Origin of the sequence: Ligilactobacillus agilis, from assembly GCF_025311475.1 — a bacterium.
In the GTDB taxonomy this organism is placed as follows: Bacteria; Bacillota; Bacilli; order Lactobacillales; family Lactobacillaceae; genus Ligilactobacillus; species Ligilactobacillus agilis.
On record NZ_CP104397.1, the window covers coordinates 70,410 to 85,655 of the forward strand.

11 protein-coding genes are annotated in these 15,246 nt (G+C 44.8%); all 11 read left to right on the forward strand.

Features of this window, described 5'->3' with window-relative positions; translation table 11 throughout:
* Positions 1 to 1,858 precede the first annotated feature (1,858 nt).
* The 11 genes from N4597_RS10760 (at position 1,859) to N4597_RS00335 (ending at position 15,234) form a co-directional block, all read left to right on the forward strand.
* A complete protein-coding gene (locus tag N4597_RS10760) occupies positions 1,859 to 2,038 on the forward strand; it encodes an LPXTG cell wall anchor domain-containing protein (RefSeq protein ID WP_204773572.1) in 180 nt (59 codons plus the stop codon).
* 129 nt (positions 2,039 to 2,167) lie between these two features.
* A complete protein-coding gene (gene secY2 / locus N4597_RS00290; RefSeq protein WP_192944474.1) occupies positions 2,168 to 3,397 on the forward strand; it encodes an accessory Sec system protein translocase subunit SecY2 in 1,230 nt (409 codons plus the stop codon).
* A gap of 11 nt (positions 3,398 to 3,408) precedes the next feature.
* Entirely contained in the window at positions 3,409 to 4,953 is a 1,545-nt protein-coding gene (gene asp1, locus N4597_RS00295; protein ID WP_260904037.1) for an accessory Sec system protein Asp1, read from the forward strand.
* A gap of 1 nt (position 4,954) precedes the next feature.
* Positions 4,955 to 6,505, forward strand: a complete 1,551-nt coding sequence (asp2, locus tag N4597_RS00300) for an accessory Sec system protein Asp2 (protein WP_242511015.1) — start codon at positions 4,955 to 4,957, stop codon at positions 6,503 to 6,505.
* Positions 6,502 to 7,461, forward strand: a complete 960-nt coding sequence (gene asp3 / locus N4597_RS00305; RefSeq protein ID WP_192944477.1) for an accessory Sec system protein Asp3 — start codon at positions 6,502 to 6,504, stop codon at positions 7,459 to 7,461. The genes asp2 and asp3 overlap by 4 nt, the downstream gene beginning before the upstream one ends.
* Positions 7,462 to 9,819: an accessory Sec system translocase SecA2 gene (gene secA2 / locus N4597_RS00310; protein ID WP_244138516.1), complete on the forward strand. Its 2,358-nt coding sequence runs from the start codon at positions 7,462 to 7,464 to the stop codon at positions 9,817 to 9,819.
* Positions 9,820 to 9,836: 17 nt separating this feature from the next.
* Complete coding sequence (locus tag N4597_RS00315) at positions 9,837 to 10,016, forward strand: hypothetical protein (RefSeq protein WP_094051258.1); 180 nt, start codon at positions 9,837 to 9,839, stop codon at positions 10,014 to 10,016.
* A gap of 22 nt (positions 10,017 to 10,038) precedes the next feature.
* Positions 10,039 to 11,544: an accessory Sec system glycosyltransferase GtfA gene (gtfA, locus tag N4597_RS00320; RefSeq protein WP_192944478.1), complete on the forward strand. Its 1,506-nt coding sequence runs from the start codon at positions 10,039 to 10,041 to the stop codon at positions 11,542 to 11,544.
* The gene (gtfB, locus tag N4597_RS00325; protein WP_192944479.1) at positions 11,537 to 12,868 is read left to right on the forward strand and encodes an accessory Sec system glycosylation chaperone GtfB; all 1,332 of its coding nucleotides are present in this window, start codon (positions 11,537 to 11,539) and stop codon (positions 12,866 to 12,868) included. The genes gtfA and gtfB overlap by 8 nt, the downstream gene beginning before the upstream one ends.
* 15 nt (positions 12,869 to 12,883) lie before the next feature.
* Complete coding sequence (locus tag N4597_RS00330) at positions 12,884 to 14,935, forward strand: PilZ domain-containing protein (protein WP_192944480.1); 2,052 nt, start codon at positions 12,884 to 12,886, stop codon at positions 14,933 to 14,935.
* Positions 14,936 to 14,964: 29 nt separating this feature from the next.
* On the forward strand, positions 14,965 to 15,234 hold the full coding sequence (locus N4597_RS00335; RefSeq protein ID WP_260904046.1) for an SdpI family protein: 270 nt from the start codon (positions 14,965 to 14,967) through the stop codon (positions 15,232 to 15,234).
* The last annotated feature ends 12 nt before the right edge of the window (positions 15,235 to 15,246 follow it).

The following is a 15,246-nucleotide window of genomic DNA, read 5'->3' on the forward strand; positions in this document are numbered from 1 at the left end:
GTCCGCATCTACGAGTGCAAGTGAATCAGCATCAACCAGCGCAAGCGAATCTGCTTCAACAAGTGCAAGTGAGTCAGCCTCAACGAGTGCAAGTGAATCAGCATCCACGAGTGCAAGCGAAAGTGCTTCGACAAGTGCAAGTGAATCGGCTTCAACAAGTTTGAGTGAAAGTGAAGCTAGCGCCTCCACGAGTGAGAGCATTTCAAAGAGTAACTCAGAAAGCGCAAGTAAGTCAGCGTTAGAATCAATTTCAACAAGTCAAAGTGAGAGTGAAGCCAGTGAGTTTACAAGTGAAAGTATCTCAAAGAGCGAGTCAGAGAGCGCAAGTAAGTCAGCGTTAGAATCAATTTCAACAAGCCTGAGTGAAAGTGAAGCTAGCGCCTCCACGAGTGAGAGCGTTTCAAAGAGTAACTCAGAAAGTGCAAGCAAGTCGGCGTTAGAATCGGCTTCAACAAGTGAAAGTGAAGCTAGCGCCTCCACGAGTGAGAGCGTTTCAAAGAGTAATTCAGAAAGTGCAAGCAAGTCGGCGTTAGAATCGGCTTCAACAAGTGAAAGTGAAGCCAGCGCCTCAATGAGTGAAAGCATTTCAAAGAGTAATTCAGAGAGTGCAAGTAAGTCAGCCATGGAATCTGCTTCGCAAAGTTTGAGTGAAAGTGAAGCCAGCGCCTCAATGAGTGAAAGCATTTCAAAGAGCGAGTCAGAGAGCGCAAGTAAGTCAGCGTTAGAATCAATTTCAACAAGCTTGAGTGAAAGTGAAGCCAGCGCCTCCACGAGCGAGAGCATTTCAAAGAGTAACTCAGAGAGTGCAAGCAAGTCGGCGTTAGAATCGGCTTCAACAAGTGAAGCCAGTGCCTCCACGAGTGAGAGTATTTCAAAGAGTAATTCAGAGAGCGCAAGTAAGTCTATAAGTGAATCAGTATCGACGAGTGATTTAGAGAGTGCGAGTGGTTCAGATACTCAAAGTACAAGGCCAAGTGACAGCGAGAGCACAAGTGAAACAGAGTCAACAACGTCCAGTGAGTCTAATTCCGAGAGTGTGAGTGATTCGGGTAGCCAAAGTGCGACACCAAGTGATAGCGAGAGCACAAGTGAAACAGAGTCAACAACGTCCAGTGAGTCTAACTCTGAGAGTGTGAGTGATTCAGATAGTCAAAGCACAAGGCCAAGTGACAGCGAGAATACGAGTGAAACAGAGTCAACAACGGTAAGTGAATCTAATTCCGAGAGTGTGAGTGATTCGGGTAGCCAAAGTGCGACACCAAGTGACAGCGAGAGCACAAGTGAAACAGAGTCAACAACGTCCAGTGAGTCTAATTCCGAGAGTGTGAGTGATTCGGGTAGCCAAAGTGCGACACCAAGTGATAGCGAGAGCACAAGTGAAACAGAGTCAGCAACGTCCAGTGAGTCTAATTCCGAGAGTGCAAGTGGCTCAGGTAGCCAAAGCACAACACAGAGTGACAGCGAGAGCACGAGTGAAACAGAGTCAACAACGTCCAGTGAGTCTAATTCCGAGAGTGTGAGTGATTCGGGTAGTCAAAGTACAAGGCCAAGTGATAGTGGGACCACGAGTGAGACAGAGTCAGCAACGTCCAGTGAGTCTAACTCTGAAAGTGTGAGTGAGGCCGGGTCAGAAAGTGCTTCTGAATCGTTGAGCTATTCGGTAGCTGATAGTATCTCGATGGAATCGCTAAGCCTTTCTGTTTTGGCGGCTAAGGAAAGCCAGTCAGAATATGAGGCCAGCCTTTCTAAAGAACATTCTCTAGAAGAAAGCATCGAGGCCTCCGAGAGTGCTTCCTTGTTTACTAGCGAATCCTTGCTGATAGAGCAATCTGAGAGTATGTCGCAAAGCCTTGCGATGATGGCTTCAGAAAGTTTGGTTCAAAGCGAAGATTCAGCAAAATTGCAGAAACAGACGCCGCCTGTAACTAAGCAAAGCTTGCCACAAACGGGTCAAGGACAGGAAAGTTACCTGGGAATTGGTTTGGCGAGTGCGGCTTTGAGTGCATTATTGCTGGCACGGGCTAGGAAGAAAAATTAAGTGAAATCTAGTAAAAGAGCTTCGATTTTTGCGAAGCTTTTTTACTTTTGCTCCGGCTGAAATGGCCTATAAAATTAAGGAACGTGGTATAATTTTTATATATAAATAATTAATTAGCAGGGGGAGAAAATGATTACGGGTCTTAAAATGAAATTTAGAAAATCATTGCTACTAAGAAAGGGAATTGTAACTATCTTGATTATGATGGTTTATCTTTTTGGTAGGAATGTTGCTTTACCCCACGTAGTGATAACTAATAAAGGTTTAGATGAAATGCTACAACTAGCTAGTATTACAACCGGTGGTGATATGGCTAGCAATTCTGTCTTTAGTCTCGGCTTAACTCCGTGGATGACGGCGGTAATTATCATGAGCTTATTTACCACGAGACAAGATTCGACTTTTGCAAAGAAATCGCAAAAAGAGCAGAGTATGTGGCAGATGTTATTGGCCTTAGTCCTAGGGGTGTTGCAAGGCTTGGTTAAAATTATGGAAACAGATTTTGAGGTGCCGGGTCTAGGACCTAAGCTAGCAGCCTTAGTAGTCCTACTAGGCGGAAGCTTTTTTGTTGTTTGGCTAGCTAGCATGAACACCCAGTTCGGTGTCGGGGGTGCCGGGGCCATCTTCATGAGTAACATTGTGATGGCGAATGGTAAGATGCTTGGTCCTGGGATTAGCTACGTGTTAAAGCACCGGCAGCTACTATGGCCAGCCCTGATTGGGGGCACGCTTATAATGGTCCTCATTATAATGGTGGCAGTTATTTTTGACCGTTCGGAGTACCGGATGCCCCTAAAGCGGGTAATGGTGACTAATGAGTACGGTAACGATATTTATCTCCCCATTAAGACCGCCCCTGCTGGAGCGATGCCGGTTATGTTTGGGATGGCGTTAGTGACCTTACCCCAGTATTTCTGCCAGCTATTGTTGGTAATTTGGCCGGATAGTAAAATTTTGAACTGGTTAACTACTAACTTAGTCATTAACAGTGCGCTCGGGACGGTTGCCTATATTATCTCCTTACTGGCTCTTTCGCTAGCCTTCGCTTACGTAAACATTAACCCGGAGGATACAGCGGAAGGATTGCAAAAGTCAGGCGACTATATTACCGGTATTGCCTATGGTGATGAGACCAAGAAGTATATTGCTCACTACATGTGGCACATGGGGATTTTAGGTGGCTTATATATGGCGGTTATAGCCGGGTGTCCTTTAATTTTAGGCCTCTATTATCCTGAGTTACAACGAATGGTTCTGTTACCAGGAAACTTAATGTTAAATACGACCTTTTTCTTGGTGATTATTGATCAGATAAGGACGCTACGCTTGGCAACCCGGTATACTAAAATCTTGGATTAGGGGGAAAAGGAATGTATTACTTTGTGACGTCATGGTATGGTGACCAAGGAAACTGGGCTAGCCCCAATAAATATTGGTACTATGAACAAAGAAAAATGGAATTTGATGATTCCGTAAACCAGGTGAAGATGTTCACCTTGACTAATAACCACTGTGAATTACTAGTCCTTAACTACTACCCCCAATTACGCAATTTCATGCACAGGCAAGGAATCTACGCGGTGCCTTACCATAATTTTTTTGATGAGTTGCAAGGTATTGACAGTAACCTAATACGTAAGATTAGCTTTCGGGACTTAAACTGGCCCCAGGGGACTGACTTTCGTTATACTCCCTTCAATGTATGGGCCTCTAAGGATGAAGAGGTCCTAGCTTACATTGAGTTTACCGATGAGGGAAATTTAAACATAATCGATTGGCAACTTAATGGCCGGACCGACCATACGTATATTTTTGATGACCGGGGCTTCTTATCAAGTATTCGCTACTATACCGCTGACGGTAACGAGTGGTACCAAGATTACTTTGATTTGGCCGGGCAAAAACAATTCAGACAGTACTTTAACGGCCAGGGAGTTGATATTTTCCCAGGGGCTAACTGTGATTTTGCTAAGCAACACTACCAGGATATGGACGAAGTCTTGGCAGAACGCATCCAAGTTTTTAGCCAGCGACATCTAAGTCCAAAAGACACGGTGGTGGTTACTGCTAATAAGCGCCACAATGACCTCTTTGTGGGGCAAGTTCCCGCTAAGCTGGCCTTGTCCTTCTTTAACAATCGGTACAACTTAACTGATGAAGACCAGCTAACTAAGTTGCTTGACCAAGTAGATTTAGCGGTAGCTGCGTCTACCAAGGAAGCAGCTCAGCTGAAACGGTTGGCGCCGACAACACAAGTGGTAGAGGTTACCCCTTTTGATACCCGCTTAGAGATAGGGAAAAGCCAACAGACCGAGTATTTGAAGCTTTTGTATTGGCTAGGAGATCAAACGGATGAGGAAATAGTTGAAGCCTTAGCTGCCTTGGTGGCCTTGGCGACTAAGTTCCCTAAGTTGGCCTTGAAATTTGCCAGTTATCGCTCAGAAGAAGAGCGAATTAAGACCTTGGTGGAGAACTACCTTGCAGAAAACGACTTGGAAGAAGAATTTTGTTTTGGGGAACCAAAATTTGACCCGACCGACATTGATAACTTAGAGCTGGAGCAAAAAGAAGTTAAGGTCATCGACTTCTTGGAAGTTAAAAGCGAACGCGATTTAGTTAGTGAATTGGAATTTACCCGCCTAATCGTTGATTTAGGAAGTGAACCCGATTTGTTCTTGCAGATTGCGGGGATTAGTGCAGGGATTCCTCAAATTAACAAGGTGCCTTCAACTTATATTGAAGCTGGGAAAAACGGTTTGGTGGTAGCCGATATAGCTGGGCTAACACAAGCAGTAACTTATTACTTCGACGGGTTAAAGAATTGGAATCGGGCGATGATGTACGCTGTCAACAAGATTATGGATTATACCAGTGGGAAGTTGGTAGCTAAGTGGAAAGAATTGTTAGGTGATTAGGATGAAAGTTTTACAGATTGGAAAGCATAATTGGGCTGAACAGTATGAAATAGATGAGAGCGTTGAGTGGGATTATTGTAGCGCCAACCAGGTAGTGGCAACGGTTACGGCTTATATTGCCGAAACGATTAAGGAAAAAGGCCGCTTGGAAACCTACGACTGCCTATTGCTTACTGATGCTAACTTTAGCCTGTTTGCTTTAGATAAGCTATCCCAAATAATTGATCCCTACCGGGTTATTTATGACCGAACTTTAGAGCTGTCGCCTGAGCTACAAACTTTTTTAGGTTATAAGTGTGCTTGGAAATTAGATGTGACTAAGCCGGCTGAGCTAATTCGGCAGATTACTTACTACTTCTTTCCAGGGCAATCGGGGGTTAGGACGACACCGTTGCAAATTAACATTAGCCCCAATTATTTTGGGCCAGTTAATTACCGCGGAAGTAGTCAATTAGACTTGGAGATAGACTATGGAAACACCTACCAGCCCTTGCTTTCCTGGGGAAGCGGGTTTCATATGGACTCTTTAAAGGACCTAGAGTTTTGGTTGGAATTTCAAAAGGATGACGGTTGTGATTTACAATTAATTTTTGAAGAAGTAGGTAGCATCCCCCATTATAGTGGCAAAAATCGCTATGTTGTTACAGGAAGTGAACTAAAGTGGCCAAGTCTTATACGTGGGCATAAATATCAATCTAGTTTAATGATAACTTTGTATGCTAAGGGCAAAGGAAAAATTACGATAGGAACTCTTCATTCACGTTGGTCGCGGGGGCCATTTGGCAATTACTTCTTGGGCGGTAAACGGACCGTCGATCCTAAGCGCGAAGAGGTCTACTCCTTCTTTAGTCCCGGTAATTTAAAACCACCGCTTTGTGTCTACTTCTCAGGTTATCGTCCTTTGGAAGGGTTTGAAGGCTACTTCATGATGCGCAGTCTCAAGCACCCCTTTTTACTGATAACTGACCCTAGATTAGAGGGGGGCGCCTTTTATATCGGCACTAAGGAGTATGAGCAACAGGTGAAGGCTGCGATTGAAGCGGCCTTGAAGCGGTTAAACTTTACTAACGAGCAGTTGATTTTATCAGGGATGTCGATGGGAACCTTTGGGGCCCTTTATTACGGAGCCCAACTCAGTCCGCATGCCATCATTCTCAACAAGCCCTTAATCCATTTGGGCCAAATGGCGGCCAAGATTCAAACCGCAAGGCCCTACGTTTTTGGGACCGCATTAGACTTGTTGTTGAAGATGACTGCTAGAAATGATGTGGCTGGGGCCGATAGCTTAGATCAACGAATTTGGGCGGCTTTTTCAAAGGGGGACTTTGAAAAGACCACTTTTGCGATTGCCTACATGGAAAACGATGACTATGACCTAACTGCCTTTAATGTAATTATGGAACTACTGGCTTCACGCAAGAGCCAGGCTAAGCTAATCAGTCAAGGTTTTCTAGGCCGGCATAATGACGATTTTGTCGAAAACACCAAGTGGTTTAAGTCTCAATACAAACGGATCTTGGCGGAAGACTTTACGAGGGGGGCTAAGCAGTGAGAAATATTATTTACTGGAATAATTTCAAGCGGACCTATGCGTTTGGCTCCCAAATCGAGGTCCAAGGTGAAGAAAGTGTCTTCTTTGAAAACCACTTACTAACCTCGGGGCAAGTACTAGCAACCTGGGTTATGCAGGCAAATTATCAAATTGAAAGAAACGAACCCCAGCTGCCATTACTTTATCCCGGGCATAGTTACCGCCTACACTTAATTGCGCAAACTTGGCCGGCAGCTAGCGTCTATATGCGGATTATTTTTAAAGATATTAACGGCCACGTGCTAAAACGCCAGGTAATTCGGGGCTTTGACGGGAACTTTACCTACCCTAAGACCGCGCACGAATACCAAGTTGAATTATTAGCGGCCGGCTGTTACAAGTTGCATTTTAAACGGTTGGAAATTGAAGAATATGGCCTAACGGTCGGAGACGACGACTACCTTTTTTCCGGGGTTATAAATAATAACGAGCAAACGGCCGTCTTAAACGTAATTTTTACGGAACCACTAGCGCGCTTGCAAGCCGAGCTGACTTATGAGGGCTTATTAGACCGGGTGACTAACTGTTTGGTTATTAATAGCACCCTGTCTAACGCTAAATTTTACCTGGATGACAAGGTGAAAGCCAAACTTCAAGAGCTGGTTAAAACCTACCAGCACGTTAATTTAATAAGCTACGGGCCGGTTACGAACCTAACGACTTGGTATTACGGACGTTACTTTGGCAAAAAGGTGACGGTCTACGGCACAAATGACTTTTACTCCCTTAAACGTTACCAGAAGCTTTTTCGGGAGTATCTGCACGAGATGTTTGCCGTGGATACAGATCTACTGGTTGCTCGCCTAGAGAAACTACCCAAGAAGGCTGCTAGAACGGACTTAGACCTCGTCAAGCCCTTGTTTAATTTAGAAACCAAGCTGTTAGCCTTCCCAATGTTTAGAAAGGGGGAAGCTTAAATGGGGTTATCAATGAATGTCTTAGCCTTGCGTAAGGTTAAAAAGATTTTAAAGAAAGTTAATGCCTTGAAGGAGTCGGTAGCCCAATTAAGTGACGAGGAACTCCAAGCTAAGACCCCTTATTTTAAGCAAAAGATTAAAGAGGGGGTCAGCCTCGACAAACTTTTGCCCGAAGCCTTTGCCGTGATGCGGGAGGCGGATAAACGGGTCTTAGGCCTCTTTCCCTTCGATGTTCAAGTGATGGGGGGAATCGTCCTTCATCAAGGCAACGTTGCCGAAATGAAGACCGGCGAAGGTAAGACACTAACCGCCACGCTGCCACTGTATTTAAACGCCCTAACAGGTAAGGGGACCTTTTTAGTCACGACCAACGGCTACCTGGCAGAGCGTGACTGCGAGGAATTAAAGCCAGTCTACCAATTTATGGGCTTAAGTTGTTGCTTCGGTGCACCTGAGGAAAAGAACCTCAAGCCAGCAGTTAAGCGGAGAATCTATGACCATGACATTGTTTATACGACTAACTCGGCTTTGGGTTTTGATTACCTTATTGATAACTTGGCAAAGGATAAGGAGAGCAAGTACATGCGTCCCTTTAACTACGCGATTATTGATGAGGCCGACCAAGTCTTACTAGATACCGCCCAGATGCCCTTAATTATTGCGGGGGCGCCACGGGTGCAGTCTAACCAATACGGGACCGCCAACACCTTCGTTACAACCTTGAAAAAGGATGAAGACTACGAATTTAACGAAGAGGAGACCAACGTTTGGTTGACCGAAGACGGGGTGAAACGCGCCCAAGCCTATTATGGGATTGAAAATATTTTTACCGAGGAGCACCATGAACTCCTCCAGCATATCGTTTTGGCCTTACGTGTGAACTACCTATTGAAGCGGGGGGATGACTACGTTGTTCAAGACGGGGAGGTTAAACTTTTGGATAAGAATAACGGCCGAGTCATGGAAGGAAACAAACTGGAATCGGGGATGCACCAGGCGATTGAAGCTAAGGAAGAAGTCAAAATTACCCCGGCAATGCGGGCGATGGCCTCAGTTACCTACCAAAACTTCTTCCGGATGTTTCCTAAAATTGCCGGGATGACTGGGACCGGTAAGGTGGCCGAAGAGGAGTTCATCAATACCTACTATATGAAGGTAGTTCAGATTCCAACTAACCGGCCGGTGCAACGCGTTGACTTACCTGACCGGATCTACGTTACCTTGCCCGAAAAGCTCTTGGCCTCATTAGAAGTGGTGAAAAAAATCCATGCTACTGGCCAGCCCTTATTGATTGCGACTGCAAACGTAGAAATTTCTGAAATTTACTCTGAGTTACTGTTACGGGAAAAAATTCCGCACAACGTCTTAAATGCCAATAACGTGCCTAAGGAAGCCGAGATTATCAAGGAAGCCGGCCAAAAAGATGCTGTGACCGTGGCCACCTTGATGGCCGGTCGGGGCACCGATATTAAGCTTGGTCCCGGGGTGAAGGAACTCGGCGGCTTAGCGGTGATTGGAACCGAAAAACTTGCAAGTAAGCGGGATGACTTACAGTTACGGGGCCGGTCGGGCCGACAAGGCGATCCTGGCATGAGTCTCTTTTTCACCTCCTTAGAAGACGAGGTGGTTATCAAGCACGGCTTAACCTGGGTGCATAAGTACTATGATAAAAATAAGGACTTCGACTGGGACCAGCCGCGCTTATTAACCAAGCGTAAGTTTCGGCGGGCCTTAGAGAATGCCCAAAAAGCCAGTGATAATGAAGGGCAAAAGGGGCGGGAAACGTCGCTTGAATTCGATGAAAGTTTACGGATGCAACGGGAGATTATCTATCAACAACGCAACGAACTGATTAACGCCCAAGGCGGTTACGACGTTGAAAAAATCATTACGGATCAAATTGAGCAGTTTGTAAGCACGCACCCTAAACTAGATGCCTTTACCCTTAGTCACTATATTTTTTCCAACTTGACCTACCATTATCAAGGTGACATCACGCAGGTAGATTTAACTAACGCTAATGCAGTTAAAGAGCACCTTTTGGGGATTGCGCGTGAGGAATTAGCCTTGAAGAAGGGCCAGTTGGCTAATCAAGCTGAGGTGGCTAACTTCTATCGGACCGCAATTTTGCGCGCAATCGATGCTTGCTGGATCGAAGAAGTTGATAACCTCCAGCAGTTGCGGACGGTGGTAAGTAGCCGGTCGCTGGCCCAACGGCAACCGATGTATGAGTACCATAAAGAAGCCTTTCGCAGCTACGGCAAGATGAAGGCCGATGTTTACCAAAAGATTGTTAAGAACCTCTTGTTGAGTTCGGTGGTTAAGACCAAGAAAGGGAATGTGATTTATTTTGTTTAAAATAGAAGGTGAGAGAGATGGCCAATAAAAGAGAAGATGATTTATTAAAGCAAAGTGCCAAACAAAGACTAGCAAAAGTTCGTTACGACTATCAACCACCTAAGAAGAAAAAGAGCAGGGTACGCGATTATTTAAACGTTGTAATCATTATCCTGGTTCTATCTGGGTTGGTGATTTCGTTGTTACAGCTTTTATAAGTAAAGTTAGCGGGGATGGAAAATGACAGTTTACAATATTAATTTAGGCATCGGCTGGGCAAGTAGCGGAGTCGAATATGCCCAAGCTTACCGAGCGACAGTGTTACGCAAATTAGGTATCAAGGCAAAATTCATCTTTATGGATTATTTCAACTCTGAAAATCTAGCTGATTTGACGACTAATATTGGCTTTAAAAACGAAGAGGTCCTGTGGTTATATACGGCCTTTAGTGACTTAGCTTTGAGCCAACCAAGTATTAGTGTCGCCCAATTCAAGGAACAATTAGGGCAAGAAATTTTACACGAACAAATCTTACCTAGGCAGGTGGTGTTACAACTAGCCAACAATTTAGAGTTACGGCTTCACTTAAGTAGGCTGGCTCCTCACTGTGTTAGCTGGGTGGAATACCTGGTTGCGGGTAAGTTACAGAAAAAGGCCTACTACACTAGCCAATTAAGCCACGAAGAAGTCTATGGTGATAAGCAGGTTAGCTACCGACAATTCTACAATCAAGACGGATCAGTGGCTTTAACCGAGATGTTAACTGCGGGCAAGGCTAGCTTGTACCGGACCCCAGACCAAGTCTTTTACTCGAAGGAAGAGTTGATTGCCGCCTTCATGAAAAAATTAGGCCTAACGGCGCAAGATATTGTCATACTCGACCGGGAAACCGGTATTGGACAGGTTATCTTTGAAAACGTCCGGCCGGCCAAGCTAGGAGTGGTTGTTCACGCCGAACACTTTTCAGAAAGTAGCACCAACGCTGACTATATCTTATGGAATAACTACTATGACTACCAGTTTACCAATGCTAAGTGGGTTGATTTCTTTGTGGTGGCGACTTCAGTTCAGCAGGAAATCCTAACTGAACAATTACGGCGCTATAACCACCACGCCGCTAAGGTTTACACGATCCCAGTTGGGAGTTTGGCCCAGTTAAAGGAAGCAAGTGAACCGCGTAGGATGTGGAGCTTGGTGACTGCTTCACGTTTGGCGAATGAAAAGCACCTTGACTGGTTAATCGAAGCTGTGGTCAAGGCTAAACAAGTCGTGACCGATTTAAGCTTAGATATTTATGGCGAAGGTAATGATCGGGCCAAGTTGGCTAAGGAAATTGAACAGGCGGATGCCAACGCCTATATTAGGTTAAAGGGGCACCAAGATTTAAGCCACGTTTATACCAAGTATGAGGCCTATATTTCCGCTTCGACTAGCGAAGGGTTTGGTCTCACCTTATTAGAAGCCTTAGGTTCAGGTTTACCTTTAATCGGCCTGGATGTCCGCTATGGTAACCAGACCTTTATTGACGATGGGCAAAATGGTTACCTACTAAACCTGGCTTCGTACACGGATAAAAAAGCGGTGGTTGCAGCTTTGAGTCAAGCAATTATCAAGTTATTTACTCAGGCCGACTTAGCAGCCTTTTCTAAACATTCTTATGAGAAGGCGGCTGCTTACTTAGATAGTGAAATTGAAACTAAGTGGGAACAGTTAGTCTCAGCGGAGGTAGGTGCAGGTAATGATTAATTTATTTGAACGTGATACAGAGGATAGTCGGCTATTATTGGCTTCTTTAAGGCAGGCAGGCTATGACCACCCAACCGTTTTTCTAGAGGAAACTGGTTATTTACCTCAAGGGGTAACTTCACCATATGCCTTCTTTTTAGCCCAAGCAGGCGCTAAACTAGCTGGTAAACCACTCTTTTTCAACCAGGTCCCAGTACCAGCTTATTGGGAGATTAAGGGGAGTTTAAGTCAAGCCGAAGTGGCCAACCATAACCAAAGGGTAGCAACGATTAGCTATGACCAAACGCGCGGCCAAGAACGGCTAGTGGCTAAGGTAGCTTGGCAAGATGCCAACGGCAAGGTGCGCCTAGTTGATTACTATAACCAGTATGGCTGGTGTTTTAAACACAGTTACTATGATGAAACCGGTCGGGAGCTACGGGCTACCTACCAGACTGACCAGGGAGTTGAGGTTATTAGTGAGGATAAGCTAACCCAGACAATCAGCTTAACCTACCACAAGCAGCAGTACTTCTTTAAGAACCTGGTTGACTTTACCATCTTCTTCTTAAAGGAAGCCGGCTATAAGTTAGACCAAATCTGGTATAATTCGCTGTCAACTCCAATGTTTGTTGCCACTAGACTAGGAGTAACGGGAGCAGACATTTTATTTTGGCAAGAGGGAAAACGGGATGAGGTTCCAGGCAACATGGACTATCTCTTGCATTCTAACCCCCAACGCCCAACTAAAATCTGTGTAACCGATAAGGAAGCTTACGCTGGTTTTGCCGACCTCTTTAGTCCGGCAGATCAAGACAGTTTAGCCTACATTGGGTATCTATATAATTACCGCCGTGAAAATCAAGCCCGTAAGCAGGCCTTAATTATGACTAATTCGGACCAAATTGCTCACCTGCAAGAATTAGTGGAACAATTGCCAAACCTCACCTTCCATATCGCGGCGTTGACTGAGATGTCGCCTAAATTAATGGCCTTTGCTGCTTACGATAACGTTAAGCTTTACCCTAATGTTAATCCCAAGCAGGTCAGTCAGTTATGGCAGTTGGCAGATTATTATTTAGACATTAACTACCAAAATGAAATTTTAAGAGCAACTAAGCAGGCCTTTTTGAACCAAATGTTAATTTTAGGTTTTAATGAAACGAGCCACACCAATAAGTTCGGGCTCGCTGAGAACCGCTTCCCGGTAGCTACTTACCAAGACTTAATTGCTAAGTTAGATCAGCTATTGGCTCATGATGAAGAGGTAAGTAAGGAAGTCTTCTTGCAAAAACAAGCAGCGGAACAGACAAGCGTGGCTCATTACCACGAGGTTTTAGGATAGTAAGGCGGTGAGATAATGACGAAATTAGGCTGGCTACTAATGGCCATCTTATGTATTGAAATTTTATGCTACTACGGGGGCAAAAAATTTAAGTTTATCAGCAAGTTAATGGCGCTTTTAAGTGTGGGTCTGATTTTTGCAGGCTTAGTGATTGCCAGTCAATTTGTAAACTATCATAATATTCTAGCCGACTTGCTGCTGGCTACCCTGTGGTGGACGGGCTTAATGATTATCGTCTACTTCTTGACGGGAATCAAAAAAGATCGGATGCAAAAACCCCAGGGGATTTATGGGCAAACAGAGCCGCCGGTTGCCATCATTTTATCAGTCCACGATGAAGACTACGAAGTGGTGGAGCGGGCTGCTGCTGCCGTTAAAAACCTCTATTATGAAGACAAGAGCAAACTAGCTTACTATTTGGTCGATAGTAGTGAACGCGCGGAATTAAAGGACTTAGCAGCCGACATGAAAATGACCTACTGTCAGAAAAGTCAGGATTTCTTGGCTGATTACCAGCAATTTAAGGGGGAGTACCTCTTACTGTTAGCAGCCGATAAGGTAGTCCAAAATAATTTTTTGTACCGGACCCTAGGTTACTTCGACGATTCTAAGGTGGCGGCTTTGCAAGTGGCTTTCACCCACTATAACGATTACGTCCTCCAGTATCAGCCGTTTGCGGCCTATTCAGCCACTAGCCAGCGCCGGCGGGACAAATTTGGGGCGGCAATAACAACCGGTGAGTGTACGATGTTAAGGCGGCAGGCTTTGGCTAGTTTGCAGCTAAAAAAGCCAGTGCAAGAAATTATTGAACTAGCTCCTTACTTCCAACGGCAAGGCTGGTTAATCCGCTATGTGAAGGAAAGTTTGGCTAACGGCTTAGCCCCTGAAAATATGCCGGCCTTGTTGCGGCGCTTCCGCTACAATATGCGCTTAAACCGACTAGGCCGCAGAATCATTGCTTTAAGGCTAGGCTTTTGGCGGCAACTGTTGCACCTAGAATGGTTTACTTATGTCACCTTTAGCTGGCGTAAAACCTTACTGTGGGCTTGTCCGGTTATCTACTTTTGGTTAAATAAGCAGGCCTTTTTGCACATGCACCACCTCTTTTTAGCGGCCCTCGTTCCAGGGGGGCTTGCAATTATCTTAAGTTTGAAGCTTCAAGGTTACTCACTACGTGATACGCTAGGCTTGTTAGTCTATGAAAATGCGCTAACCCCTTATATTTTATGGGATAGTTTAGTCGGCTTTATCTATAAGGGTAACCGTGATTACCCAGCCTACCACAACAATAGTAACTTGAAATTCCGCTTAAACTTTAAGTACGCTTGGATTTTCTTAGTGGAATTATTGTTAACCTTGGTTACTTGCTACAAGGCTGTTAGCGATGGTTTTCAAGGTTACCGGGAGTATTTTTTGGCAGCTTGGTTACTCTACACGGCCTTTATGAACTTAGCAACCTTAATTCTGTATGCGGAAATGCCCCGTTACCGGCGGGCAGAACGTTTTATCAGTGATAAGACCTGCCAAGTCTACTGTCAGCAATATAGCTTGCCGGCTAAAATTGCCGATTGGAACGAAATTGGGGCCAGGGTCAATTTATTAGCAACTGATATTTACAACGCAGCCGACATCTTGCGGGACATGCCGGGCAAGTTGGTAGTCGATAACCAGTTGTTAAATTTCAAGGTTATCTGGGCCAGTCCTACTGCTTTAGGGATTGTCTTTGATGAGATTGACAGCGACCAGTATTCATATTTGATTGATAATACCTACGCTCAACCAATCGAAAATGTTAAGCCAAGTCGCTACCAAGAAATTTCCCGCCGGGATATGCGTTTCGAGGAAATGCGGCCAGTGACCTTCAAGCTAAGCCAGCTCCCAGAACGAGGCCAGTTGCTAGACATTTCTAACAGTGGCTGTAAGCTCCAAGCGCGGGGGGACCTTCAAGTTGAAGAGAAGCGTTATATTTTAATTCAACTTAACGAGCACCTCTGGCAGCCGGGGAAGGTGCGCTGGCTAAGTAAGGCCAACGATAAGACGACTTTAGGGGTTGAATTTGATAAGTAACAATGACTTTATGGAAGGGACTGAGATCAATGAATATTTTGTTTGGCATCGTATTTATCGTTTTAGGCTTGGTTTGCTTAGTGGTTAAACCTAATCACTACGTTGGGATTAGGTTACCTTGGACTTTGAATGACCGAAAGGTTTGGTATCAGACTAATAGGTTAGCAGGTGGGTTAGGGATTATTATTGGCCTAGTAATCTGGTTAATGCCATACTCCCTTACCAATGTTATTTTGGGGCTAGTAATTTTTATAGCCATACCAGTCCTAGTTGCCTATCGGTTAAGTCACGTTAATTGAGAGGATGTTTCG